Genomic DNA, 23,326 nt, shown 5'->3' with positions numbered 1-23,326 from the left:
TGGCGGCATCGTCCGCTGGGTGGTGGCAGCCCTGGTGCTGCTGGTGCTGTTCTCCAGCTTCCAGCTGATCGGCGAGCAGCAGCGTGGCGTGGTGCTGCGCTTCGGCCAGTTCTCGCGCATCCTGCAGCCCGGACCGAACTTCAAGCTGCCGTGGCCGATCGAGTCGGTCACCAAGGTCAACGCGACCGAGATCAAGACCTTCTCGATCCAGGTTCCGGTGCTGACCCGCGATGAGAACATCGTCAACGTGTCGTTGAACGTCCAGTACCGCATCGATGATCCGCAGCAGTACCTGTTCGGCACGGTCGATGCCAACCAGGTGCTGGAACAGTCGGCCCAGAGTGCCGTGCGCGAGGAAGTCGGCCGTGCCGATCTCAACGCCGTGCTGAACAACCGTGGCCCGCTGGCCGCGGCTGCCGAGGAGCGCCTGCAGGCGCTGCTGCGCGCGTTCAAGACCGGCCTGACCGTCACCGGCCTGACCCTGCAGGACGCCCGTCCGCCGGAGGAAGTGAAGCCGGCCTTCGACGAGGTCAACGGTGCGCAGCAGGTCAAGGAACGCCTGATCAACGAAGCCCAGGCCTACGCTGCCAAGGTCGTGCCGGAAGCACGAGGCCAGGCCTCGCGCGCCCGTACCACTGCCGAAGGCTACAAGCAGGCCGTGGTGTCCAAGGCCGAGGGTGATGCACAGCGCTTCAGCCTGCTGCAGGCCCAGTACAAGGATGCGCCGGACGTGACCCGCAAGCGCCTGTGGCTGGAAACGGTGCAGCAGGTGCTGAGCGAGAACCGCAAGGTGATCGGCGGCGATGGCCGCCAGCTGATCTACGTGCCGATGACCGGCGATACCCGTCCTGCGACGTCGGCCTCCGGCGTGCCGAATCCGGACGTGGTGATGCCTTCGTTGCCGGGTACCACGGCAGCGGAACCTTCCCGTGACCCGGGCCGGCCCACGGGCCGCCCGACCGGGCGACCGAGCGGCCGTGAGGAGGGCAGCCGATGAAGAGTCCAATCTGGATCGCCGTGATCGTGGCGGTGGTGCTGGGCCTGCTGGGCTCGGTGTACGTGGTCCGCGAGGACCAGACCGCCATGGTCCTGAACCTGGGCAAGGTAGTGCGCTCGGACATCAAGCCGGGCCTGCACTTCAAGCTGCCGATCGTGGAAACGGTGAAGGTCTTCGACCGCCGCTTCCAGGTGCTTGATACCGCCCCTGCGCGTTACTTCACCGCCGAGCAGAAGGACGTCAGCGTCGACTTCTTCGCGATCGGCTACATCTCCAACGTGGGTGACTACTTCCGTGCCACCGGCGGCGATCCGCGCATCGCCAATGCCCGCCTGGCACCGATCATCACTGACTCGCTGCGCAACCAGATCAACTCGCGCACCCTGCAGCAGCTGGTGTCCGGCGACCGCAGCGAGCTGATCGCCGAGCAGCTGAAGGGCATCAACGAGGCGGTGGCGGGGCTGGGCATGCAGATGATCGATCTGCGCATCAAGCAGGTCGATCTGCCGACCGACAGCCAGGTCATCAACGACGTGTATGAGCGCATGCGCGCCCAGCGCAAGCAGGAGGCTGCCAAGCTGCGCGCCGAAGGCGAGGAACAGTCGCTGACGATCCGCGCCCAGGCCGACCGCGACAGCACCGTGTTGATCGCCGAAGCCGAGCGTGATGCCCAGCGCCTGCGCGGTGAAGGTGATGCCGATGCCGCGCGCATCTATGGCAAGGCCGGTTCTGCCGATCCGGCGTTCTACGCCTTCTACCGCAGCCTGGAGGCCTACCGTGGCTCCATGACCGACGGCAACGGCGTGATCGTGCTCGACAAGAACGACCCGTTCCTGCAGTACCTCAAGAGCGATCGCTGAGGTCGCACGCACTACCCACGGGGCCCGGCCAGATGCCGGGCCCCGTGCCATTTCTGGAGTTCCCGATGAAAGACCTGTTCGCGGCCGTGTGCCTGGTCGCGGTGCTGGAAGGCCTGTTCCTGTTCGCGGCCCCGCTGGCCTGGAAGCGCATGGCCGAGCGCCTGCTGGACCTGCCTGGACCGGCCCTGCGCAGCTTTGGCGGCCTGATCCTGCTGGCCGGCCTGAGCCTGCTGTGGTGGGCACGGCATTAGCAGCGGGTCATATTCCTTTCCGCAGGAAAGGGATCTGACCCCGTTTCGGGCCCCTGACCGCTGGGTGAAGCCGTCCGTCGGAAAGGTGGCACCCGACCCCGGAAACCCGGATAATGCACAAAAGCCGGACGGGCCTCCCCCGTTCGGCTTTTTCCGTGTCTGGGCCATCCATCGCCGGCCGCTCCCCGTTTGGAGCCGCCATGACCGCGCTGGCCACCCCCGCCACGGTTTACCCGTCCGCGGCCCCGATGGCCGCAACAAATCGAGGAGCCCGTCATGGGTCAGTCTGTCGTAGTGTTGGGTGCCCAGTGGGGCGATGAAGGCAAGGGCAAGATCGTCGATCTGCTCACTGAGGAAATCGGCGCGGTCGTGCGCTTCCAGGGCGGCCACAATGCCGGCCACACGCTGGTCATCAACGGCAAGAAGACCGTCCTGCACCTGATCCCGTCCGGCATCCTGCGCGACGACGCACTGTGCCTGATCGGCAACGGCGTGGTGATCTCGCCGGCCGCGCTGCAGAAGGAAATCGCCGAGCTGGAAACCTCCGGCGTGGAAGTGCGTTCGCGCCTGAAGATCTCCCCGGCCGCGCCGCTGATCATGCCGTACCACATCGCCCTGGACCAGGCGCGCGAACGCGCTGCCGGCGGCAAGGCGATCGGCACCACCGGGCGTGGCATCGGCCCGGCCTACGAAGACAAGGTGGCACGTCGCGGCATCCGCATCGCCGACCTGCATTACCCCAAGCAGCTGGAAGAACTCCTGCGCACCGCGCTGGATTACCACAACTTCGTGCTGACCAAGTACCTCAACACCGACGCGATCGACTTCCAGAAGACCTACGACGAGGCACTTGCCTTCGGCGAGTACGTCGAGCCGATGAAGTCCGACGTCGCCGGCATCCTGCACGACCTGCGCAAGCAGGGTAAGCGCGTGCTGTTCGAAGGCGCGCAGGGCGCGCTGCTGGACATCGACCACGGCACCTATCCGTACGTCACCAGCTCCAACACCACCGTCGGCGGCGCACTGGCCGGCGCCGGCGTGGGTGCCGATGCGATCGACTACGTGCTGGGCATCGCCAAGGCCTATGCCACCCGCGTCGGCGGCGGTCCGTTCCCGACCGAACTGGACGATGAGATCGGCCAGGGCATCCGCGACCGCGGTGCCGAGTACGGCGCCTCGACCGGCCGTCCGCGTCGCTGCGGCTGGATGGATATCGTCGCGCTCAAGCGCGCCGTGGCCATCAACGGCATCAGCGGCTTGTGCATCACCAAGCTGGACGTGCTGGACGGCATGGAGAAGCTGAAGGTCTGCATCGCCTACGAATACCGCGGCAAGCGTACCGAGTACGCACCGCTGGACGCGCAGGGCTGGGAAGAGTGCACCCCGGTGTACCTGGAGTTCCCGGGCTGGAGCGAGAACACTCACGGCATCACCCAATGGGATGACCTGCCGCCGGCCGCGCGCGCCTACCTGCGTTCGCTGGAGGAGCTGGCGGGCTGCCCGATCAGCATCGTCTCGACCGGCCCCGATCGCGACCACACCATGGTCCTGCAGGATCCGTTCGCCTGAGGTAGCGCCGGGCCATGTCCGGCGTGGTGGTAACGCTGTTCAATTGAAAAAAAGAGTGCCGCGACTCCCTGTGGGGTCGCGGCGCTTCAGTTTGGGCCGGTTTCATCTGTCGGCGGTGGCGCTGTCAAGTGCAGCCACGGAAGCCGACACCATGACCGCTCGCAAGACCCCGCCGTTCCATGTTGTTGAGCCCATCAACGACGACGCCAATCCCGCCGACGATCTCAGCACGTTCCAGGGCTGCCTCACCCGCATCCGTGATGGCGAGGGCTCCGATGGCATGTTGTGGCCGGAGGAGAACCTGTCCGACGGACGACGTCAGTCCTTGGCGCGGATCGACCGTGCGGCCGTGGGCATCCTCACCGCGGTGGAGATGCTGCATGCGGCCAACCGTTGCGCCACCACGGCGACGCCGCGCAGGCACCTGGACGAAGGTGGGGTGGAAGGGCTGTTCTTCGCCTGCCGCGAACTTGCCGAGCCGGTCTGCAGAGAAGTCAGGCCGGCCTGACCCCCTTCCGCATGTGCGATGCCTGGCCTCGCCATCTGGCGAGGTATCGGGTGGGTTCACGCGCTTCAGACTGACTTCCGCGCTGGCGCGCGTTCGGGCGTGCCGGGCTCCGGCATCACCGGCGCGCTGGAATCGGTTGAGTCCGCTGGAATTGCCGCCTCGTACTTCGGCTATGGGCGTGGCGACGCACGTCCGCGCGGGCGTTCCTGGCTGTGGCTGACCGTGCTGGAGGTCTGTGGCCGTTCTTCTTCTGGCAGCCCCTGGCACTGCTGTTACTGATTGCCGGTGGCGGGCTGGCGACCGCCAGCATCGCGCTGCGGCGGTGGCGACGCCGGTAGCGCCGGGCCATGCCCGGCGGGGTACTTGTCAGATACCCAATACGGCTAGGATCGTGCCCAAATCGGGCATCACTGCGACTGGCTCTGCCACGCGGCACACGCGCTAGCCTCCCGCCTGCAACAGCGGGTACGGATTGATCGATTCCCCCTTCCACCACTGCTTCTCCGGCCCCAGCACGTGCACTTCGAAATGCAGGTGCGGGGCCTCGGCGCTGGCGTTGCCGGTGCTGCCTACGTAGCCAATCACCTCGCCACGCTTGATCACCTGCTTTTCGGCCAGGCCATCGGCATAGCGTTGCAGGTGGGCGTAGTAGTAGCACCAGTGCCCGCTCGGCTCGAACTGGTAGATCGTCAGCCCCCCACGCTTGCTGTCGAACAGCTTTTCCACCGTCCCATCGGCCACTGCCAGCACCGGTGTTCCTGCGTCGGCCATGATGTCGATTGCATCATGCACGCGCCCTTCGCTGCGGGCATCGGTGAAGGTATCGCGCAGCTGCGAAGGCAGTACGCCCTGCACCGGCAGCAGCAGGCCGCTTGGCGCATCGGTGGCGCTGGACGGCGGCACCGCCGTGGGAGCCGCAGCGCCCACACGCGGCGTCGCAGCCGCAACCTCCGGCGCCGCAGCCACCGCAGGTGGTGCTGCAGGCCGGGCAACCGCTACTGGCTCACCCGCATCGCGGCGCAGCCACCAGCCCATTCCCACACCCACCAGCACGCCCAGCACGATCAACTGCGAAAGTCGCATCGGCTCACTCCTGCATCACCACGGGAACGGAGGTATCCACCGCATCGGCCACGCGCAGTGCATCCCAGTTGGTCATGCGCACGCAGCCATGCGATTCGGTCTTGCCGACATGCCCGGGTACCGGCGTTCCGTGCAGGCCATAGTGGGGTTTGGACAGATCGATCCAGACCCGGCCGACCGGATTGTTCGGACCGGGCGGCAGCGTGGCCTTCTTCTCGCCTTTGCGCGCATCCCAGAACAGCTTGGGGTTGTAGTGGAACGGCGGGTCGCGATGGACGCCGAGAATCTTCCATTCACCGATCGGCAGCGGATCGTGCTGGCTGCCGGACGAAACCGGCACCTGTGCGATCACCTTGCCCTGCGCATCCAGCAACTGAAGAGTGGAATCGGACTTGTCGACCACGATCTTCGCCGCCTTCGGCAATGCCGCGGGGGCGATGTTGGGCACCTGGATACGGCTGCCGGCCTTGGCCAGATCGACGCCGGGGTTGAGCAACTTCAGAAGGGCAGGGGACGCGTGGAAGCGTTCACCGAGTGCTTCCTCGACGCTGCTGTAACCCAGCGACTTCAGCTTTGCCTGTGCGGCGGGTTTCTTGGGAATGGACTGGAACGGACCGGCAACATCCTCGGCCGTCAGCGTGTAGCTGGCCAGCGGCGCGATCGTCTCGCCCTGGAGAGCCTCCCAGGTGCTGTCGTCCAGCTCTCCGCTCACCGTCAGGCCGTGTGCCGCCTGGAAGCCGGCCACGGCCCGATGCTGGTTGCTGCCGACTTCACCGTCGATCTCGCCCGGGGAGAAATTGGCGCGATCCAGCAACACTTGGGCGTGCAGCGGCGAGCGGGCTGCTGTATCGGGTCCGGGCTTCTCGGCAATGGGCTCCGGCAGCTGGGCCGGCGGCGGTACCTGCGCGAAGGCGGGCGACACCAGCAAGGACAGGGCGAGCAGGGCGGGGCGGTACACGGGCATGAAGATCTCCGGCAGATGGCAGCTCCACCCTGCCCGCAGAGGCTGCGCAGCCTCCGTGAAAGCAACCTGATGCCGGCATGAGCAGGGCAGCCCCGGCGTGGCTCAGGCCCTTGTCGCAGAAGTACGGGGCGGGGCCTCACCAAGGTGAACGGCTGCCGACGCCCGTGCTTGTTGCCGATCAAGATTGCCGGTGGCGCGGCCGATACGGGCGCATCCCCCCGTTTTGGATGTACCCATGGATTACTTGAGGAATGTCAGGGTTGCCTGGCGTCTTGGGCTGGGCTTTGGCCTGTTGCTGCTGCTGGTCGCTGCCGTGGTGGCCACCGGCGCCACCGCCAGTGTCGTGCAGAAGCGCGCGATGCAGCAGGTAGTCGACGTCAGTGTGGCCAAGGTGCGCCTGCTGTCACAGATGCTCGATGCCAACAATCAGATGATGGTGGTGCGCCGCGAAATGCTGATCCGCCAGGGCGAAGACCGCGGCAGCGACGAGAAGCGCATCGCCGACCTGGTCAAGCGCTACGAGGCGGATTGGTCCGCCTATCAGGCCCTGCCGGGCGATGCAGAGGGCAAGGCCATCGCTGAAACCATCGCGGCCAAGCGCGCCCTTGCGCGCCCGCTCAACAAGCAGACCAGCGAACTGATGGAGCAGGGCGACTACCCCGCTGCCGTGGCACTGACCCTGGGGCCGGTGCAGGACGCGGCCAACGGCTGGAACAAGGCGTTGTCCGAGGGAGTCGACTTCGAAGAGAAGGAAAGCCGCGAGGCCGCCGCCGAGGCGATCCGCCTGGGTGAACGCAGTCTGCTGCAGTTGCTGGTGCTGGGAGGCGTGGCCCTGCTGGTCGGCATTGCCGCCTCGGTGATGATCGGTCGCAGCCTGACCGGTCCGCTGGCACGCGCGGTGAACCTGGCCGAGCGCCTGTCCAAGGGCCAGCTGGACCAGGAATTCCGCCTCGGCGGCCGTGACGAGCTGACCCGGCTGGGCGAGGCGATGGCCAGCGTGCGGCAGAGCGTGCAGGCCGCCATCGGGGCGCAGATGCACATGGCCGAGCAGCACGAGGCGGGTGCGATCCGCTACCGCATGGACGCCAGCGCGTTTCCGGGCGATTTCGGGCGCATGGTGCAGGCCACCAACAGCCTGGTGGAATCACACGTGCAGGTGGAACTGCTGATGGCCGAGGTCATGCAGCGCTATGCCATCGGCGACCTCAGCCGCGACCTTCCGGACTATCCCGGCGAGAAGGGTACGCTGACCCGCACCCTGGCCGCAGTGAAACAGAGCCTGCTGGCAGTCAACACCCAGATTGACGACCTGGTCCGCGCGGCGCGCGCCGGAGATTTCAGCGTGCGTGGGGATGCCAGTGCGTTCCAGTATCAGTTCAGGGCGATGGTCGAGCAGCTCAACGGCATGATGGCCAGTTCGCAGGCCAGCATCGCCGACGTCTCCGATGTGCTGCGCGCGGTCTCCGGGGGCGACCTCACTGCGCGCATGGACGGTCACTACGACGGCGTGTTCGCCCGCATGCGCGACGATGCCAACACCACCACGGCCCAGCTGACCGGCATCGTGCGCGGCATCCAGGACGCTGCCGACAGCATCAACACTGCCGCGCAGGAGCTCGCCGCCGGCAACAGCGACCTGTCGCGCCGTACCGAACAGCAGGCCGCCAACCTGGAAGAAGCGGCGGCATCGATGGAAGAACTCACCTCGACCGTCCGCCAGAATGCCGAGCTGGCCCGCCAGGCCGACAGCGAGGCACACGCTGCCGGCGCGGCGGTGCGGGCCACCGAACAGGCAATGGCACAGATGGCGTCTGTGATGGGAGAGATCGATCAGTCCTCGGCGCGCATCTCGGAAATCTCCACGGTCATCGATGGCATCGCCTTCCAGACCAACATCCTGGCCTTGAACGCTGCGGTGGAAGCTGCCCGCGCGGGTGAGCAGGGCCGCGGCTTTGCCGTGGTCGCCAGTGAAGTGCGCACGCTGGCGCAGCGTGCGGGCATCGCCGCCAAGGAGATCAAGGAACTCATCGAAGAGGCGGCAGGCAAGGTGCAGAGCGGTCTGGCGGTCACGGTCGAGTCGGAAGCGGCCATTGCCCGCTTGGCACAGGCCAGCGCACGCACCAACCAGCTGATGAGTGACATCGCTGCGGCGAGCAAGGAACAGGCGGCCGGCATCGAACAGGTCAATCAGGTGGTGGTGCAGATGGATCAGGTGACCCAGCAGAATGCCGCACTGGTGGAAGAAGCCACTGCCGCCAGCCGCGCGCTGGAAGAGCAGGCCAATGCGCTGACCGCGTCGGTCGCGGTGTTCCATATCGAGCAGAGCGGTGCAGTCCGCACGGTGGCAGCACGCGCGGCCTGACCGTCGGCAGCCGCCTCAAGGCACGGGCCGCCACGTGTTCGCGCGTGGTGGCCGGTCAGTCCTGCATGCGGCGGATGCGGCCGTCCTCGATCTTCCAGATCACGTCCTTACCCGTGGAGACGTACAGCGGCGAGCGGGCCCACAGGCTCCAGAACACATGGATCTCGGTCGGTGTCGGGTCCTGCAGGTGGGTGATGAACATCGCCGCACCGGGTGGCGCACGCTTCAGCTGGATGCAGCTGTGGGTGAAGGCGCGGCGGGAGACGATCCGACCGTGGGCGATGTCGAGACGATGCGTGCCGCCCAGCGGAACTACGGCAGGATCGGTGGTGGCGGGCAGCAGGTAGACCGTCCACGCATCGGCGGCCGTACCGGGCGCCGGAAGAACCACGCTGTTGTAGGTCTGCGCGCAGGCGTCGAAGGCGCTGTTCAGCGCCAGCGCCCGTGCGGCGGCAGCGCCGGCCTGGTAGGTCGTTGGCGCCGCTGGAACATCCAGAGTCTCGGTTGCGCCGGTCATCCTTCCCTGCGCGTCGGTGGCGGCCCTATACAGGACCACTGCGCCGTCGCCGATCATGCTGACTTCGTAGTGGCTGCCGCGCTGTTCGGTTATCCAGCCCCTTACCCGGGTGTCGCCGCGCATGTCCTGTTCGAGCAGGGCGTCAGTTGCGCGCTCGGCCGCCAGGTCGTGCTCGAACATCTGCCGGCCACGCGCTTCGGCCTGTGCGATGGCCTGCGCGGTCCCCACATCGTCCGCTGGCGCGGCGGGAGCCCGCGCATTGCCGGAAACGGCAGGTGACGCGGCGCACAGCCACGCCAGCAGCCCCAACATGCCAGTCCATCGTTTCATGGCCCTTTCCTCCCCTCTGCGCCCTGCGGCACCGTGGAGTATGCCGCAGGCCGGTGGTCTACCGCGCGCCACCTTTTTCGGCGATGCTCGCTGAAAAGGGGAGCGGGCATGGACAACAGGGAACCGGAAGGGACCTATGGCGATGTGCCGCGGGTGCAGGGCATCGAGGTGGCTGCGGCGCCACCGGAGCCGGAAGCAGCGACCGACTGGTCGATGCTGCCGCTGACCCGTGGTGATGATGACTCGGCGGTGATGCAGGCGCTGTCCCGCATGCGCCGTGAGCCGGCACTGCTGTTCACCACTGCCTATCTGCTGGTGTCGCTGCTGGGGCTGTGGTGCAGCTTCTGGTTCTACCGGGGATTCGAGCTGTCGATTCTGGATTACCTGCAGCCCAGCGATTTCCTGGTGGCCGGCATCCGTGACCCGGCCTATGCACTGCTGCTGGCTGCGGGCGTGCTGCTGGTGCTGCTGGTGAGCTGGCCGGAAACGCTGCGGATGCGCAATGCGGCCAAGCTCGAGCAACTGCGCGCACGCAACTGGGCATGGCGGGCGGTGCTCATGCGCTCGGTACTGACCAGCTGGGAGGGCGTAGGGCTGCGGCCGCTGACGGCGATGACCCTGGCCGTGGCCGCTTTCATGGCCATCGGCGCGGCCAACTACGTGCAGGTGCGGGGGCAGCAGATCCGCAACGAGGGACGTGGGGAAGTGATCCGCCTGCAGTTGAACGGCGACGCGGCGCCCTTGCCCGGCACCGCGCGCCTGCTGGGCTCCAGCAGCGCATTCCTGTTCGTCTGGTGGCCGCAGCAGCGACGGGCCGAAGCGATTCCGATCGCTGCGGTGCGCAAGCTGCAGGCGGTGGCCGTGGCGGCACCGGCGGCCAAGGGCCGGGCCGGCGATTGACCAAGCCATGGCGCCGCCGGGTGCTGATGCTGCCCGGCGTGCGCCACGTCACCGTGCAGGGCCGCAGGCATCGTGTGCCCGCTGCGCTGCCGGGTGCATCTCAACCGCCTGCGCGGGTCCGCGCGGCCTTCTTCGCGGCGGTCGAGCGTGCCGCCTTCTTTGCCGCCCGGGTTGCTGCTGCCTTCTTCGCGGCCGCACTGCGCGTGCTGGCGGTGGACTTCTTCGCGGGCGCTTTCTTCGCGACAGTCTTCTTTGCGGCCTTCTTCGCCGGTGCTTTTCCCGCAGTGCTCTTCGTTGCGGCCTTCTTTGCCGGTGCCTTCTTCGCCGCCTTCTTCGCAGTTTTCTTCGCAGTCTTCTTGGCGCCCTTGCGGGCACTGCCACTGCGCTTGCCTCCGCCATCCTGCTTGTTCACGGTGGCCCACGCGATGCGTTCGGCGGTGCTTTCACTGGCACCACGCTCGCGCTCGCTTTCCTCGATGTGTTCAGCCTGGCGCTTTTGCTTGTCGGTATAGGCGGATTTGTCTCCACGGGGCATGACACGTCTCCTTGCAGGCGATGGGGGTGAGGCCGTCAGGCCAGTTGCCGCAGCTTCGGTTCGCGGGCCCACTGGCGGGTGGCGGCGACGGCGAGGAAAGCGCCGGCATCGCCCGCGTCGACGATGCCTGCATCCTTGCCCACGCGCGCCGCCTTGAGCAGTACCCGGCCTCCTTCATCGCTGCCGATGGCCTTCAGGTGTGCCCACGCGGTGCTGGCAAATTCCAGCCCCGCGCTGTCGCTGGACAGCCGCTTGCCGGCCTCCTCGCTGAGCACGATCGCGACCGCATCGAACACCGCCGATGGAGTCCCCGCCAGTTGCCCGTCGGCCGCTTGCAGCTTGCCGTTGCTCAGGGTGGCGCCGCCCACCTTGGGAGCCACCAGCTTCACCGCCGCGCCGGCCTTCTCTGCGGCCTTGCGCAGGCTGCTGATGACACCGGCATCGGAGCCTTCATCAAACAGGATGCCGATGCAGCGCCCTTGCAGGGTGGGTCTGTTGCGACCGATCACGCGGACTTCCGGTGCGGGGGGCATGTCCTGTGCCGGCGTAGCAGTGGGCGCCGGGTCGGGCAGGGCGGGCAGCGCCAGTCCTTCCGCCACCCGCTGCGCTAGGGTTTCGTCGATGTTGCGCAGGTGGCTGACGGTACGCACCCGCACCTTCAGCGTTTCCACCTTGGACAGCTCGAACACCAGCGCCGAGGCCAGATGGGCCTGCTCGGGTGCTTCCAGGCTGCGGAAGAACATCCGTGCCTGGCTGTAATGGTCGGCGAAGCTCTCGGCACGCGTGCGCCCCTTGCGGCCGTCATCCGCGCTGGCATGGCTGCGGAATCCGGCCGGTGTCTCGCGCGGGCTGTCGTCCTCCAGCGAACTGGGGTCGTAGGCTACGCGCCCCTTGGGCACCTGCATCTGCATATGTCCATCGCGCTGGTGGTTGGCAAACGGGCACTTCGGCGCATTCACCGGGATCTGGTGGAAGTTGGGCCCGCCCAGGCGGATCAGCTGGGTATCCAGGTAGGAGAACAGCCGGCCCTGCAGCAGCGGGTCGTTGCTGAAGTCGATGCCGGGCGGCACGTTGGCCGGGCAGAAGGCCACCTGCTCGGTTTCGGCGAAGAAGTTGTCCGGCCAGCGGTCCAGCACCATACGCCCGATCACCTTCAGCGGCACCAGCGATTCGGGAATGATCTTGGTCGGGTCCAGGTGATCGAACGGAAATGCGTCGGCCTCCTCTTCCGTGAACAGCTGCACGGCCAGTTCCCATTCGGGGAAGTCGCCACGCTCGATCGCCTCGAACAGGTCGCGCCGATGGAAATCGTTGTCCGCGGCCTGCAGCTTCAACGCCTCGTCCCACACCGTGGACTGGATGCCCAGCTTCGGCCGCCAGTGGAATTTGACGAAGGTGGAGTCGCCGGCCTCGTTCAACAGGCGGAAGCTGTGCACGCCGAAGCCTTCGATCATGCGCAGCGAGCGTGGAATGGCGCGGTCGCTCATCGCCCACATGATCATGTGCATCGATTCGGGCATCAACGAAATGAAGTCCCAGAACGTGTCGTGCGCGCTCGCTGCCTGCGGGAACGCGCGGTCCGGTTCCATCTTCACCGCATGCACCAGGTCGGGAAACTTCATTGCGTCCTGGATGAAGAACACCGGGATGTTGTTGCCCACCAGGTCCCAGTTGCCTTCAGGGGTGTAGAACTTCACCGCGAAACCCCGCACGTCGCGGGGGGTGTCGACCGACCCGGCACCGCCGGCCACGGTGGAAAAGCGGGTGAACACCGGAGTCTTCTTTCCGACTTCGCCAAGGATGCGCGCACGGGTGTACTTGGCCAGCGAGTGAGTGAGTTCGAAATAGCCGTGCGCGGCGCTGCCGCGGGCATGCACGATGCGCTCCGGGATGCGCTCATGGTCGAAGTGGGTGATCTTCTCGCGGAGGATGAAGTCCTCCAGCAGGGTGGGGCCTCGTGGGCCCTGGCGCAGCGAGTTCTGGTTGTCGGCGACGGGGATGCCCTGGGCCGTGGTCATCGGGGGGTGCGTGCCGCCGGCGTGCAGGTGCAGTTCGTCGCCGTCGCCACGGCGATGGTCGGGGGAGGGGGCGGGTGCGCGCTTGCCGGAGGGCTTGCTGGCGGCCATGGGTCCAGGTCCTGTAGCGGGGAAGTCAACCTCTACCCTCGCGCGCCAGACGTTAAGCCCCGGTCCCGCGCAGGTGATCGCGCGGACAAGGGCGCCTCGGCTATGCTTGGCGCATGCGAGTCGAGCCTGCCGACATCGAAGCCCTGTTCGACGCCATCCCGGACGTGCTGTTCTTCATAAAGGACCGCCAGGGCCGTTACACCCACGTCAACCAGACCATGCTGCGGCGGCTGGGCCTGCGCGCGCGCAAGGACGTGATCGGGCGTACCGCGGCCGAGATCTACCCGACCGGCCTCAGTGCGGACTATGTCGACCAGGACGCACGCGTGCTGTCCGGCGAGGTGATCGAGAACCTGATGGAGCTGCACCTGTTCGCCAACCGCGAGCCGGGCTGGTGCCTGACCTGCAAGCGGCCGCTGGTGGTCGACGGCAGCATCGAGGGCCTGATCGGCATCTCGCGCGACCTGGGCCAGAAAGACAGCCTGGGAACCCAGTACGAGCAGCTGCGGCTGGCCCTGGCCCATCTCAACGCGCATTACGCCGAGAACGTGCGCATGCAGACATTGCTGGACATCACCGGGTTCTCGCTGTCCAAGCTGGAGCGCAGCTTCCGCAAGGTGTTCCAGATGACCCCGCAGCAGGTGCTGACGCGGCTGCGGATCCAGATGGCCATGCATCTGCTGCATGGCGACGACAGCATCGCCTGCATCGGCCAGGCCTGCGGGTTCAGTGACCAGAGCGCGTTCACCCGCAAGTTCAAGGCCGAAACCGGTTTCTCGCCGCGCGCCTACCGCGCCCGCATCGGCGAGCCGGCGCTGGCCTGAGCGGCCTGCTGCACTGTGCCTATCCCCACAGGCGCGGGACAGGGTAAGGTGACGCCCCTGTAGCCGCCGCCCACTCCTGCCGATGCCCGCCAGCCCCGTTACGCCTGCCTCGCCCTCCCGCCTGGGCCATTCGCTCAAGCCACGCCAGCTGATCATGATGGGGTTGGGCAGCGCCATCGGCGCGGGCCTGTTCCTGGGGTCCGGTGTGGGCGTACAGGCGGCCGGCCCGGCGGTGCTGGTGTCGTACCTGGTGGCCGGCGCACTGGTGATCATCGTGATGAACGCACTGGGCGAAATGGCGGCGGCCAAGCCGACCAGCGGCGCGTTCTCGGTCTATGCCGCCGACGCCATGGGCGCCACGGCAGGGGCGACTGTCGGCTGGCTCTGGTGGGTACAGCTGGTGATCGTGATCGCCGCCGAGGCCGTGGGAGCGGCGGGCCTGCTGGCCACGGTCTGGCCGGCCATTCCGGTGCCGATGGCCGCCCTGGCGTTCATGCTGTTCTTCACCGCGATCAACCTGCTGGGGGTCAGGAATTTCGGTGAGTTCGAGTTCTGGTTCGCCATTCTCAAGGTGGTGGCGATCCTGGCGTTCATCGCCATCGGTTTCGCGCTGCTGATGGGCTGGCTGCCGCAGGTGACCTCTCCGGGACTGAGCAACTTCACCGCACACGGCGGTTTTGCACCGCAGGGCCTGGCCGGTATCGGCGCAGCCCTGCTGGTGGTGGTGTTCGCCTTCGGCGGCACCGAGATCGTGGCCGTTGCCGCGGCCGAGACCGAGGATCCCGAGCGCAGCATCGCCCGCGCCATCCGCACCGTGGCCTGGCGCATCCTGGTGTTCTACATCGGCTCGCTGAGCGTGATCATCGCCGTGGTGCCGTGGACCAGCGAAGCGCTGAAGTCGCCGTTCGCCGCGGTGCTGGATGCGGCCCGCATTCCGGGGGCGGGCACGGCCATCACGCTGATCGCAGTGATCGCCCTGCTGTCGGCCCTCAACGCCAACCTCTACGGCGCGTCGCGGATGATGTATTCGCTGGCGCAGCGCCGCGAGGCACCGGCCGTGCTGGGCTGGACCGACCCGCGGCAGGTGCCGGTGATCGCCGTTCTGGCCAGCGTGCTGTTCGGGTTTGCCGCGACGGTGATGGAACTGCTGTTCCCGGACAAGGTGCTGCCGGTGCTGCTGAACATCGTCGGCTCGACCTGCCTGCTGGTGTGGACGCTGTCGCTGCTTTCTCAACTGGTGCTGCGCCGCCGTGCGGACCGCCTCGGCTCGCGCCTGCCGTTCCGCATGGCCGGTTTCCCGTGGCTGACCTGCTGCGCCCTGGCGATCCTGGCACTGATCTTCGGCCTGCTGCTGAGCGAGGCGCATACGCGCCTGCAGTTCCTGTCGATGGTGGCCCTGACCGCCACGATCGCGGCCGGCAGTGCCATCGCGCGCCGCATGCGCGAGGCCTGATCCGTACAGCCGAGCGTGGGCTCGGCTCTACAGCGGGCATACATCCCGCGTGCCATCCTGTTCGCGGGGCCGTCATCGGCCCGCTGAACTGGAGCACCCCATGCTGCGCAGTCGTCCGTTCCTGATGTTCACCGGCCAGGCCGAGGCGGCCCTGGCCCTGTACGCCGAGGCGTTCGCCGATTTCCGGCTGCTTGCCCTGCAACGCCATCCCGACGGCGCAGGGGCGGGAGTGCCCGGCCAGGTGCGGCAGGCGACCTTCATGCTCGGCGGCACCAACTATCTGTGCTTCGACAGCCTGGATGTGCACGACTTCACCTTCAGTCCGTCGATCTCGCTGTTCGTCGAGTGCGGTGGCGCCGAACAGTTCGAGCGCGCGGCGCGCGTGCTGGGCGAGGGCGGGCACTGGCTGATGCCGGTGGGCGACTACGATTTCAGCAATCGCTACGGCTGGGTGCAGGACCGGTTCGGTGTGTCCTGGCAGTTGAGCCTGGGGCAGATGCCGGATCCGTGATCGGTTCAGCCGCTGCGCTCGCCGGGCATGGCCCGGCGCTACCGTAAACGAAAACGGCCCGCTTGCGCGGGCCGTTCCGTCAATCACGCTTCGACTTCATCGTCCTTGTAGGCGTCGACCGGGATGCAGGCGCACATCACGTTCTTGTCGCCGTAGACGTTGTCGACGCGGGCCACCGGCGGCCAGTACTTCTGCAGCTTCAGGCTGGGCAGCGGGAAGGCGGCCAGCTCGCGCGGGTAGGCGTGGGTCCACTCGCTGGCCGTCACCGCAGTGGCGGTGTGCGGCGCGTTCTTCAGCGGATTGTCCTCGCGGTCCAGGCGGCCATCCTCGATCGCACGGATTTCCTCGCGGATCTGGATCATGGCATCGATGAAGCGGTCCAGCTCATGCAGCGACTCGCTTTCGGTGGGCTCGACCATCAGCGTGCCGGCCACCGGGAAGCTCAGCGTCGGCGCGTGGAAGCCGAAGTCGATCAGGCGCTTGGCCACGTCCTCGGCGCCGATGCCGCTGCTCTTCTCCAGCGGGCGCACATCGAGGATGCACTCATGCGCCACCAGGCCGTTGCGGCCGGTGTACAGCGTCCTGAAGTGCGGCGCCAGGCGCTTGGCGATGTAGTTGGCATTGAGCTGCGCGACCTGGGTCGCCTTGCGCAGGCCCTCGCGGCCCATCATCGCGATGTACATCCAGCTGATCGGCAGGATCGAGGCGCTGCCGAAGCTGGCGGCGCTGACCATGCCGACGGGGCCGTTGTCACCCAGCTTGCCCGGCAGGAACGGGGCCAGGTGCGCCTTGACCGCGCACGGGCCGACGCCCGGGCCGCCGCCGCCGTGCGGGATGCAGAAGGTCTTGTGCAGGTTCAGGTGGGAAACGTCCGAACCCCACTTGCCCGGCTTGGCCACGCCGACCAGGGCGTTCATGTTGGCACCGTCGGTGTACACCTGGCCGCCGTGCTTGTGGATGATCTCGCAGATCTCGACCACCTCCTCCTCGAACACGCCGTGCGTGGACGGGTAGGTCATCATGATCGCGGCCAGGCGGTCGCTGTACTTCTCGGCGTTGAGGCGGATGTCCTCGACATCGACATTGCCGTTGGCATCGGTCTTGGTGACCACCACCTTCATGCCGCACATCTGTGCCGAGGCCGGGTTGGTACCGTGGGCCGAATCCGGAATCAGGCAGATGTCGCGATGCTCCTCACCACGCGAGCGGTGGTAGGCGCGGATCGCCAGCAGGCCGGCGTACTCGCCCTGTGCCCCCGAGTTCGGCTGCAGGCTGACCGCATCGTAGCCGGTGCATTCGACCAGCATCGCTTCCAGCGACTCGATCAGTTCCTTGTAGCCCAGTGCCTGGTCGGCCGGCACCAGCGGATGGATCTGCGAGAACTCCGGCCAGGTCACCGGGATCATCTCGGCGGTGGCGTTGAGCTTCATGGTGCACGAGCCCAGCGGGATCATCGTGCGGTCCATCGCCAGGTCCTTGTCGGCCAGTGAACGCAGGTAGCGCAGCAGTTCGTGCTCGCTGTGGTGCGTGTTGAACACCGGATGGGTCAGGAACGCGGACTGGCGCAGCAGCCCGGCCGGCAGAGCGTCGGCGGTGCTGGCATCCAGTGCATCGACATCGGCTTGGGCACCGAAGACGGCGGCCAGCGCGACCACATCGGCGCGGGTGGCGGTCTCGTCCAGGCTGATGCCGACCGAGTCGCTGTCGATCGCGCGCAGGTTGTAGCCGGCGGCGCGCGCCTTGGCGTGGATCTCATCGGCGTGCACACCGGTGACGTGCAGGGTGTCGAAGAAGTCGCCAGCAACCTGCACGCCGGCCTTGCGCAGTGCGGCGGCCAGGATCGCGGCCAGGCGGTGGGTGCGGCGGGCGATGCGGGTCAGGCCTTCCGGACCGTGGTAGACGGCGTACATCGAGGCCATCACCGCCAGCAGGACCTGTGCGGTACAGATGTTGGAGGTGGCCTTCTCGCGGCGGATATGCTGTTCGCGGGTCTGCAGGGTCAGGCGGTAGGCCGGGTTGCCCTGCGCATCGATCGAGACGCCGATCAGGCGGCCGGGCATCGAGCGCTTGTAGGCGTCGCGGCAGGCCATGAACGCCGCGTGCGGGCCACCGAAGCCGAACGGCACGCCGAAACGCTGGCTGTTGCCGACCACGATGTCCGCGCCCCATTCGCCCGGTGCGGCGAGCAGGGTCAGCGCCAGCAGATCGGTGGCCACGGCGACCAGGCCGCCGCGTGCATGCACGGCCTCGACCAGTGCCCGGTAGTCGGCCACCTGGCCGAACGTATCCGGATACTGCAGCAGCACGCCGAAGCTGTCCGCTTCCAGCGCTTCGGCCGGGGTGCCGACGCGCAGCACGATGCCCATGGGCTCGGCGCGGGTGCGCAGCAGCTCCAGGGTCTGCGGGTGCACGGCATCGTGCACGAAGAAGGTGTCCGACTTCGACTTGGCCGAACGCTTGGCCAGGGTCATCGCTTCGGCCGCTGCGGTGGCTTCGTCCAGCAGCGAGGCGTTGGCGATCTCCATGCCGGTCAGGTCGGCGCACAGGGTCTGGAAGTTGATCAGCGCTTCCATGCGGCCCTGCGAGATCTCTGCCTGGTACGGGGTGTAGGCGGTGTACCAGGCCGGGTTTTCCAGGATGTTGCGCAGGATCACGTTCGGCGTGTGGGTGCCGTAATACCCCTGGCCGATGAAGCTGCGCAGCACGGTGTTCTTGTCGGCGATCGCGCGGATCTTCGCCAGCGCCTCCACTTCGGTGATCGACTCCGGCAGCGCCAGCGCTGCCGGCGACTTGATCTTGGCCGGCACGATGGCATCGGTCATCGCATCCAGCGACGCGTGGCCGACGACGTCGAGCATCTGCGCGATCTCGGCGTCATTGGGGCCGATATGGCGCTCGACGAACGCACTGTGGTGCTCGAGCTCACGCAGGGAAGGGGTGTTCTGGGACATGGCGAAGGATCCGTCAGGAAAGGGCACACGCACGGGCACAAGCCGCCGGATGGCGGGCTGCGGGGCGCCCCTCTGTCCTTTTGCCTGAGAGTTTGGAAGCGCGGCTGGCCGCAGCTTCGTGCCCCTTCGGCGCCGGATCGAACCGGTCTCTCCAGAGTTGTGTTGCGGGTGGTATCGGGCCTGAGCGATTACGGGCGTTGCGCCTTCGGCAGCGGTGTTCCGCTTCTCCCACCGTGTTGCCCGCCGATTATAGCCGGTTATGGCCTGCTGCCGGGGCCGCCCGGGCAGGGCCGGCGCCTGAATGGCCGATGGCCCGGGGCGTGCGTTTTGTGCGGTGCTGCATGGCATCGGGCGCATTCCCCGCCTATGATGGGCGGATACCCGAATTCATCTGGCGCCGTCCCTGCTGCAGCGGGACCGGCGCCCGCCGTGCGTGCCGCGCATGGCCTTGCCGGACACCGTTCACATGACCGCCGCTGTTGCTCCGTCCACCCGTCGCATGGCCCTGCTGCTCGCGGGCCTGGCCATGTTCGGCCCGTTCTCCATCGACACCATTTTCCCGGCCTTCCCGCAGCTGGCCCAGCGCTTGGCGGTGGATGAGGTGGCCGTCCAGCAGACCATCAGCGTCTACCTGCTGTTCTATGGCCTGATGAGCCTGGCGCACGGGCCGCTGTCGGATGCCTGGGGCCGCAAGCGGGTGATTCTCGGCGGCCTGGTGGTATTTGCCGGGGCCTCGGTCGGCTGCGCGCTGTCCACCGATCTGCCGACCCTGCTGGCGTTCCGCGCGCTGCAGGGCCTGTCGGCGGGCGTGGGCATGATCGTCGGCCGCGCGGTGATCCGTGACCTGTACCACGGCCATGACGCCCAGCGGTTGATGAGCCAGGTCTCGATGCTGTTCGGCATCGCGCCGGCCATCGCCCCGATCATCGGTGGCTGGATTCTGCTCAGCGGTGCCGGCTGGCCGCTGATCTTCTGGTTCCTCGTGGTGTTCTCGCTTGTGCTGCTGGTGGCCACCGCGCGCTTCCTGCCGGAAACGCATCCGCCGGAGGCGCGGGTACCACTGTCGCCGCGCGCACTGCTGCGTGACTATGTGCGCATCGGCTTCAACCCGCGTTTCCTGCGCCTGGCACTGGCCGGCAGCATCGGCTTCGGCGGCATTTTCCTGTACATCGCGTCCGCGCCGGTGTTCGTGATGCAGCACCTGCATCTGGGCGAAGGCGACTTCGCCTGGCTGTTCATTCCCACCATCGGTGGCATGACGGCCGGCGCGTTCCTGTCCGGGCGCATGGCCGGGCACACCACGCCGACCCGGCAGGTGACCATCGGCTTCTCCCTGTGCGCGCTGTCGACACTGCTCAACGTCGGCTACGTGGTGCTGGCGCCGCAGTTCGCGCTGCCGTGGGCGGTACTGCCCATTTTCCTGGGCGGCATGGGCATGGCGCTGATCTTCCCGATCCTGGCGCTGGCCGTGCTCGACATGTATCCGCACCAGCGCGGCCTGGCCTCGTCGCTGCAGGCCTTCGCGCAGCTGATGGTCAGCACCGTGGTGGCCGGCGTCGTGTCGCCCCTGCTCAGTGCCAGCCCGCTGCATCTGGCGCTGGGCCAGGCCGGCTTCTTCGCCGCCGGGTTTGTGTTCTGGTACTGGGAACACCGCCGTGAGCGCGCAGTGCAGGCCGTGGCCACGGGCCTCTGACCGGCCGCAGGGGCGGTGGCGGGCGACCCGTGAAGCGGCGCAACGGGCGGGGTGCGCTATCCTTGCGCCCCCCCGTAGCGATGCCGCCCCCATGTCCACCACCTCCAAGACCCGTCGCGACCAGCGCCGCCGCCAGGAAGAGAAGGCTGCCAACAAGGCCGCTGCCCAGACTTCGCCGGTGGAGCCGCATGCCGAACTGCGCGATGCGCAGCGCACGCTGCTGGCAGGTGTCGTGCGCCGCGATGGCGAGTGGGTGCTGGGCATGGATGGCCGTATCGCCGGGCATAGCGAGAGCGCCGCGCAGGTGCTGGCGTTGATCATGCAGGCCGGTGAACTGCACGAGCGCAACGGTACGCCGGTGCGTCTGATGTATTCCGACGCGCTGCGTGATGCCGCGCAGGCCGAGGCCAGGGAGAAGGGCCAGACCTTCGAGGAATACAAGGCCGAGCTGGCCGCCGCGATGGCGGCGAAGAAGAACAGCTGACCCGTGTGGGTAGCGCCGGGCCATGCCCGGCGAACGCAGCGGTGTGATCAAGGCCGCCGGGCATGGCCCGGCGCCACCGGAACGAAAGGGGCGGATCCTCGCGGATCCGCCCCTTTTCTCATTTCGCCACCGGGGCCGCAGCGCTGGCCTGCCAGCCGCACATCTGGCCTTCGTTCTGCTGCTTGAGCCACTCATTGACCGGGCTGAAGTACTCGATCATCGGGCCGGCATCCAGCTTGTCGGTGCCGGTCAGCTCCTTCAGCGTGGCCTGCCACGGCTGGCTGGCGCCCTTGCTGAGCATCGCCCAGTACTTCTGGCCGGCTTCCTTGTTGCCGTAGAAGGTACACTCGTGCAGCGGGCCCTTGTAACCCGATGCATCGCACAGGCCCTTGTAGAACTGGAACTGCAGGATGCGGGCGAGGAAGTAGCGGGTGTACGGCGTATTGCCCGGCACGTGGTACTTCGCGCCCGGATCGAAGAACTCCTCGCCGCGGGTGCTGGCCGGGGCAACGCCCTGGTATTTGGCCTTCAGATCCCACCATGCCTTGTTGTAGTTGTCGGCGGTGATCGATCCGTCAAACACGCCCCAGCGCCAGCGGTCGATCATCAGGCCGAAGGGCAGGAATGAAACGCCCGACAGCGCCATGCGCATCTGCGCGTTGATCACGGCCTCGCGGCTTTCCTGCGGTGCGTCAACCAGGCCGATCGAGTTCAGGTACTTGGGCGTCATCGCCAGCACGATCGTGTCGCCGATTGCTTCGTGGAAGCCATCGTTGGCGCCGCCCTGGAACAGGGGCGGCAACGGGTTGTAGGCCAGGTCGTAGTAGATGTGGCCCAGCTCGTGATAGATGGTGGTGAAGTTCTCTTCGTTCGGCTTGATGCACATCTTGGTGCGCACATCGCCTTCCATGTTCATGTCCCAGGCGCTGGCGTGGCAGACCACGTCACGGTCGTCAGGCTTGATGAACTGGGTCTTGTCCCAGTACGACTGCGGCAGCGAGGGCATGCCCAGCGACACGTAGAAATCCTGTGCGCGCTCGGTCATCTGTTTCGCGGTACGCAGTTCGGCCTCGCGCTGGGCCCTGTACTGGCCCGCGACGCTGGCATCCCTGCCGGCCTTGGCCAGCGCAGCACTCAGATTGGTCTGGTACTGCTTTTCCAGTGCGGCGGTGATGTCCAGGCTTCCGGCACCGGGATAGGGCTCCAGCTGGTCCCACAGGTTGGACCAGTCCTGCTGCCACATGTTGCCCAGCAGGTGCGCGGCGATCAGGCCATTACCCACCTCGGCCTTGTCCTTGCCGTAGGTCTTGTCCAGCTTGCCGCGCGCGTAGCAGTGCAGCTGCTCGTACATCGGCTTGACCTGCTCCCACAGGCGGTCGGTTTCCGGCCCGATCTGCTCCGGCGGCATGTCATAGCCGCTGCGCCACATCTGCCCGGCATCGGTGAAGCCCATGCCCTTGGCACCTTCGTTCACCAGGCTGACGAACTTCTGGTAGTCGCCACGCATGTTCCGCGTGGTGCTGTGCCAGCCCTGCCAGGCATCAAGCTGCGCGTCGTAGTCGCGGCTGCGTGCCAGCACCTGTTCCAGTTCCCCCAGCTGGCGGCAGGAGGCCGGGTCGTTGGCATCGGTGCAGTACTTGCCAGCACCGTAGCTGCCCTCCATGCGGGTGGCGATCTGGGTCAGCTCGGCCAGCTTGGCCGGGTCGCGCGGTGCCGGCATCGAGGACATCAGCTTCAGCAGATGGATCGCACGCTTGCTGTCTGCGCTCATCGGCTGGCCCTCGAACTTCGCGGCCTGCTCGATCCAGCTGTTGAGCTGGGTCAGTGAACGCTCGTTGGCCTTGGCCGCGATGCGCTCCGAATCGCTGTTGATGTAGGTGGAAGACAGCCACTGCGCCGAGGTCATCTCCGGATAGGCAGCCTTGTATTCGGCATTGATGCGGGCAACGAACTGGTCGGCGGTCTCGCCGGCCGGTGCGCTGCTGCCGGCGGTCTCGGCGCCGGGGGACGCTTCCTTCTTGCAGGCAGCCAGGGCCAGCGTGGCGGCGGCGACAGCAGCGGCCAGCAGGAGATGACGGTGTTTCACGGGCGGTCCTTGGGTGGTGAACGACGGCCGAAGGCTAGTGGGCGCGCGTGCCCACCGCAAGTGGGGAAGGTTGGTGGGGTTCGGCAGGGCTTGCAGCCCTGCACCCGCAGAAGCCAAGGCACGTCAACGGCAGAAGCAACAGCAACAGCGGGCTATACGTGGGATGGCGGGGCGGTGTGGGCTTGCAGGACACGCCATAAACCCATCCTTGGGGCTCGATGGCGCCATCCATGGCGCCAACGGTCCTGCAAGCCCACACCGCCCCACCTCTGACAGATCGCGGCGGCCGTTGGTGGGTGTCGACCTTGGTCGACACATCTGT

The 23,326-nt window shown here is 67.2% G+C and carries 19 protein-coding genes, 1 pseudogene and 1 riboswitch; of the genes and pseudogenes, 13 read left to right on the top strand and 7 right to left on the bottom strand.

The genetic code is table 11. The annotated features are described in order from the left end of the window. The 6 genes and pseudogenes from hflK to QMZ25_RS17480 form a co-directional block, all read left to right on the top strand. On the top strand, positions 1-997 hold a 997-nt coding region (gene hflK / locus QMZ25_RS17505), incomplete at its 5' end, for an FtsH protease activity modulator HflK (protein ID WP_283220040.1). Then, entirely contained in the window at positions 994-1,857 is an 864-nt protein-coding gene (locus QMZ25_RS17500; RefSeq protein ID WP_053518623.1) for a protease modulator HflC, read from the top strand. The genes hflK and QMZ25_RS17500, both read left to right, overlap by 4 nt. A gap of 65 nt (positions 1,858-1,922) precedes the next feature. Beyond that, the gene (locus QMZ25_RS17495) at positions 1,923-2,108 is read left to right on the top strand and encodes a DUF2065 family protein (protein WP_053518621.1); all 186 of its coding nucleotides are present in this window, start codon (positions 1,923-1,925) and stop codon (positions 2,106-2,108) included. A gap of 276 nt (positions 2,109-2,384) precedes the next feature. Then, complete coding sequence (locus tag QMZ25_RS17490; RefSeq protein ID WP_053518619.1) at positions 2,385-3,677, top strand: adenylosuccinate synthase; 1,293 nt, start codon at positions 2,385-2,387, stop codon at positions 3,675-3,677. A 151-nt stretch (positions 3,678-3,828) separates the two neighbouring features. Next, positions 3,829-4,185, top strand: coding sequence for a hypothetical protein (locus tag QMZ25_RS17485; protein WP_053518618.1), 357 nt, complete (start codon positions 3,829-3,831; stop codon positions 4,183-4,185). 72 nt (positions 4,186-4,257) lie between these two features. Then, a pseudogene (locus QMZ25_RS17480) lies at positions 4,258-4,523 on the top strand (hypothetical protein); the annotation flags it as partial. A 103-nt stretch (positions 4,524-4,626) separates the two neighbouring features. Here QMZ25_RS17480 and QMZ25_RS17475 read toward each other — a convergent pair. Then, the gene (locus tag QMZ25_RS17475) at positions 4,627-5,268 is read right to left on the bottom strand and encodes a M23 family metallopeptidase (RefSeq protein ID WP_164151601.1); all 642 of its coding nucleotides are present in this window, start codon (positions 5,266-5,268) and stop codon (positions 4,627-4,629) included. Between the two features lie 4 nt (positions 5,269-5,272). Further along, the gene (locus QMZ25_RS17470) at positions 5,273-6,232 is read right to left on the bottom strand and encodes a L,D-transpeptidase family protein (RefSeq protein ID WP_197601072.1); all 960 of its coding nucleotides are present in this window, start codon (positions 6,230-6,232) and stop codon (positions 5,273-5,275) included. Positions 6,233-6,467: 235 nt separating this feature from the next. On the opposite strand from QMZ25_RS17470, the gene QMZ25_RS17465 reads away from it, so the two are divergent. After that, on the top strand, positions 6,468-8,594 hold the full coding sequence (locus tag QMZ25_RS17465) for a methyl-accepting chemotaxis protein (protein ID WP_065174818.1): 2,127 nt from the start codon (positions 6,468-6,470) through the stop codon (positions 8,592-8,594). A gap of 55 nt (positions 8,595-8,649) precedes the next feature. Here QMZ25_RS17465 and QMZ25_RS17460 read toward each other — a convergent pair whose 3' ends face one another. Continuing rightward, positions 8,650-9,441, bottom strand: a complete 792-nt coding sequence (locus QMZ25_RS17460; protein ID WP_283220039.1) for a hypothetical protein — start codon at positions 9,439-9,441, stop codon at positions 8,650-8,652. Positions 9,442-9,549: 108 nt separating this feature from the next. Here QMZ25_RS17460 and QMZ25_RS17455 point away from each other — a divergent pair, with 108 nt between their 5' ends. Then, positions 9,550-10,341 (top strand): hypothetical protein, encoded by a 792-nt coding sequence (locus QMZ25_RS17455; RefSeq protein WP_053519038.1) that lies wholly within the window; start codon positions 9,550-9,552, stop codon positions 10,339-10,341. Positions 10,342-10,441: 100 nt separating this feature from the next. Here the strand turns inward: QMZ25_RS17455 and QMZ25_RS17450 are convergent, their stop codons facing one another. Both QMZ25_RS17450 and QMZ25_RS17445 read right to left on the bottom strand, forming a co-directional pair. After that, the gene (locus tag QMZ25_RS17450; protein ID WP_283220038.1) at positions 10,442-10,876 is read right to left on the bottom strand and encodes a hypothetical protein; all 435 of its coding nucleotides are present in this window, start codon (positions 10,874-10,876) and stop codon (positions 10,442-10,444) included. Positions 10,877-10,911: 35 nt separating this feature from the next. Next, complete coding sequence (locus QMZ25_RS17445; RefSeq protein WP_283220037.1) at positions 10,912-13,002, bottom strand: catalase; 2,091 nt, start codon at positions 13,000-13,002, stop codon at positions 10,912-10,914. A gap of 113 nt (positions 13,003-13,115) precedes the next feature. Between QMZ25_RS17445 and QMZ25_RS17440 the strand changes: the two genes are divergently transcribed. The 3 genes from QMZ25_RS17440 to QMZ25_RS17430 all read left to right on the top strand — a co-directional run bounded on the left by QMZ25_RS17440 (position 13,116) and on the right by QMZ25_RS17430 (position 15,790). Next, positions 13,116-13,826 (top strand): AraC family transcriptional regulator, encoded by a 711-nt coding sequence (locus QMZ25_RS17440; protein WP_053519032.1) that lies wholly within the window; start codon positions 13,116-13,118, stop codon positions 13,824-13,826. A gap of 82 nt (positions 13,827-13,908) precedes the next feature. Then, on the top strand, positions 13,909-15,279 hold the full coding sequence (locus QMZ25_RS17435) for an amino acid permease (protein WP_065174823.1): 1,371 nt from the start codon (positions 13,909-13,911) through the stop codon (positions 15,277-15,279). 100 nt (positions 15,280-15,379) lie between these two features. Beyond that, complete coding sequence (locus QMZ25_RS17430) at positions 15,380-15,790, top strand: VOC family protein (RefSeq protein ID WP_053519027.1); 411 nt, start codon at positions 15,380-15,382, stop codon at positions 15,788-15,790. An 83-nt stretch (positions 15,791-15,873) separates the two neighbouring features. Here QMZ25_RS17430 and gcvP read toward each other — a convergent pair whose 3' ends face one another. Continuing rightward, positions 15,874-18,741, bottom strand: a complete 2,868-nt coding sequence (gene gcvP / locus QMZ25_RS17425) for an aminomethyl-transferring glycine dehydrogenase (RefSeq protein WP_065174824.1) — start codon at positions 18,739-18,741, stop codon at positions 15,874-15,876. A 62-nt stretch (positions 18,742-18,803) separates the two neighbouring features. Continuing rightward, positions 18,804-18,906: riboswitch (glycine riboswitch) on the bottom strand. A 301-nt stretch (positions 18,907-19,207) separates the two neighbouring features. Here gcvP and QMZ25_RS17420 point away from each other — a divergent pair. Both QMZ25_RS17420 and QMZ25_RS17415 read left to right on the top strand, forming a co-directional pair. Continuing rightward, on the top strand, positions 19,208-20,434 hold the full coding sequence (locus QMZ25_RS17420) for a multidrug effflux MFS transporter (RefSeq protein WP_111186352.1): 1,227 nt from the start codon (positions 19,208-19,210) through the stop codon (positions 20,432-20,434). A gap of 91 nt (positions 20,435-20,525) precedes the next feature. Beyond that, a complete protein-coding gene (locus tag QMZ25_RS17415) occupies positions 20,526-20,918 on the top strand; it encodes a hypothetical protein (RefSeq protein WP_053519021.1) in 393 nt (130 codons plus the stop codon). A 118-nt stretch (positions 20,919-21,036) separates the two neighbouring features. Here the strand turns inward: QMZ25_RS17415 and QMZ25_RS17410 are convergent, their stop codons facing one another. Further along, positions 21,037-23,004, bottom strand: a complete 1,968-nt coding sequence (locus QMZ25_RS17410) for a M2 family metallopeptidase (protein ID WP_164151614.1) — start codon at positions 23,002-23,004, stop codon at positions 21,037-21,039. Positions 23,005-23,326: the final 322 nt, after the last annotated feature.

The organism is Stenotrophomonas sp. RS-48, assembly GCF_030053245.1.
In the GTDB taxonomy this organism is placed as follows: Bacteria; Pseudomonadota; Gammaproteobacteria; order Xanthomonadales; family Xanthomonadaceae; genus Stenotrophomonas; species Stenotrophomonas maltophilia_P.
Note: the sequence above shows the minus strand (reverse complement) of the source record. Positions and strands in the feature narration are given on the sequence as shown.

What these genes read in the sequence shown, in the direction of transcription:
- QMZ25_RS17500 (WP_053518623.1), top strand. Translation starts at nt 994, where the DNA reads ATGAAGAGTCCAATCTGGATCGCCGTGATCGTGGCGGTGGTGCTGGGC.
- QMZ25_RS17495 (WP_053518621.1), top strand. Translation starts at nt 1,923, where the DNA reads ATGAAAGACCTGTTCGCGGCCGTGTGCCTGGTCGCGGTGCTGGAAGGC.
- QMZ25_RS17490 (WP_053518619.1), top strand. Translation starts at nt 2,385, where the DNA reads ATGGGTCAGTCTGTCGTAGTGTTGGGTGCCCAGTGGGGCGATGAAGGC.
- QMZ25_RS17485 (WP_053518618.1), top strand. Translation starts at nt 3,829, where the DNA reads ATGACCGCTCGCAAGACCCCGCCGTTCCATGTTGTTGAGCCCATCAAC.
- QMZ25_RS17475 (WP_164151601.1), bottom strand. Translation starts at nt 5,268, where the DNA reads ATGCGACTTTCGCAGTTGATCGTGCTGGGCGTGCTGGTGGGTGTGGGA.
- QMZ25_RS17470 (WP_197601072.1), bottom strand. Translation starts at nt 6,232, where the DNA reads ATGCCCGTGTACCGCCCCGCCCTGCTCGCCCTGTCCTTGCTGGTGTCG.
- QMZ25_RS17465 (WP_065174818.1), top strand. Translation starts at nt 6,468, where the DNA reads ATGGATTACTTGAGGAATGTCAGGGTTGCCTGGCGTCTTGGGCTGGGC.
- QMZ25_RS17460 (WP_283220039.1), bottom strand. Translation starts at nt 9,441, where the DNA reads ATGAAACGATGGACTGGCATGTTGGGGCTGCTGGCGTGGCTGTGCGCC.
- QMZ25_RS17455 (WP_053519038.1), top strand. Translation starts at nt 9,550, where the DNA reads ATGGACAACAGGGAACCGGAAGGGACCTATGGCGATGTGCCGCGGGTG.
- QMZ25_RS17450 (WP_283220038.1), bottom strand. Translation starts at nt 10,876, where the DNA reads ATGCCCCGTGGAGACAAATCCGCCTATACCGACAAGCAAAAGCGCCAG.
- QMZ25_RS17445 (WP_283220037.1), bottom strand. Translation starts at nt 13,002, where the DNA reads ATGGCCGCCAGCAAGCCCTCCGGCAAGCGCGCACCCGCCCCCTCCCCC.
- QMZ25_RS17440 (WP_053519032.1), top strand. Translation starts at nt 13,116, where the DNA reads ATGCGAGTCGAGCCTGCCGACATCGAAGCCCTGTTCGACGCCATCCCG.
- QMZ25_RS17435 (WP_065174823.1), top strand. Translation starts at nt 13,909, where the DNA reads ATGCCCGCCAGCCCCGTTACGCCTGCCTCGCCCTCCCGCCTGGGCCAT.
- QMZ25_RS17430 (WP_053519027.1), top strand. Translation starts at nt 15,380, where the DNA reads ATGCTGCGCAGTCGTCCGTTCCTGATGTTCACCGGCCAGGCCGAGGCG.
- gcvP (WP_065174824.1), bottom strand. Translation starts at nt 18,741, where the DNA reads ATGTCCCAGAACACCCCTTCCCTGCGTGAGCTCGAGCACCACAGTGCG.
- QMZ25_RS17420 (WP_111186352.1), top strand. Translation starts at nt 19,208, where the DNA reads ATGACCGCCGCTGTTGCTCCGTCCACCCGTCGCATGGCCCTGCTGCTC.
- QMZ25_RS17415 (WP_053519021.1), top strand. Translation starts at nt 20,526, where the DNA reads ATGTCCACCACCTCCAAGACCCGTCGCGACCAGCGCCGCCGCCAGGAA.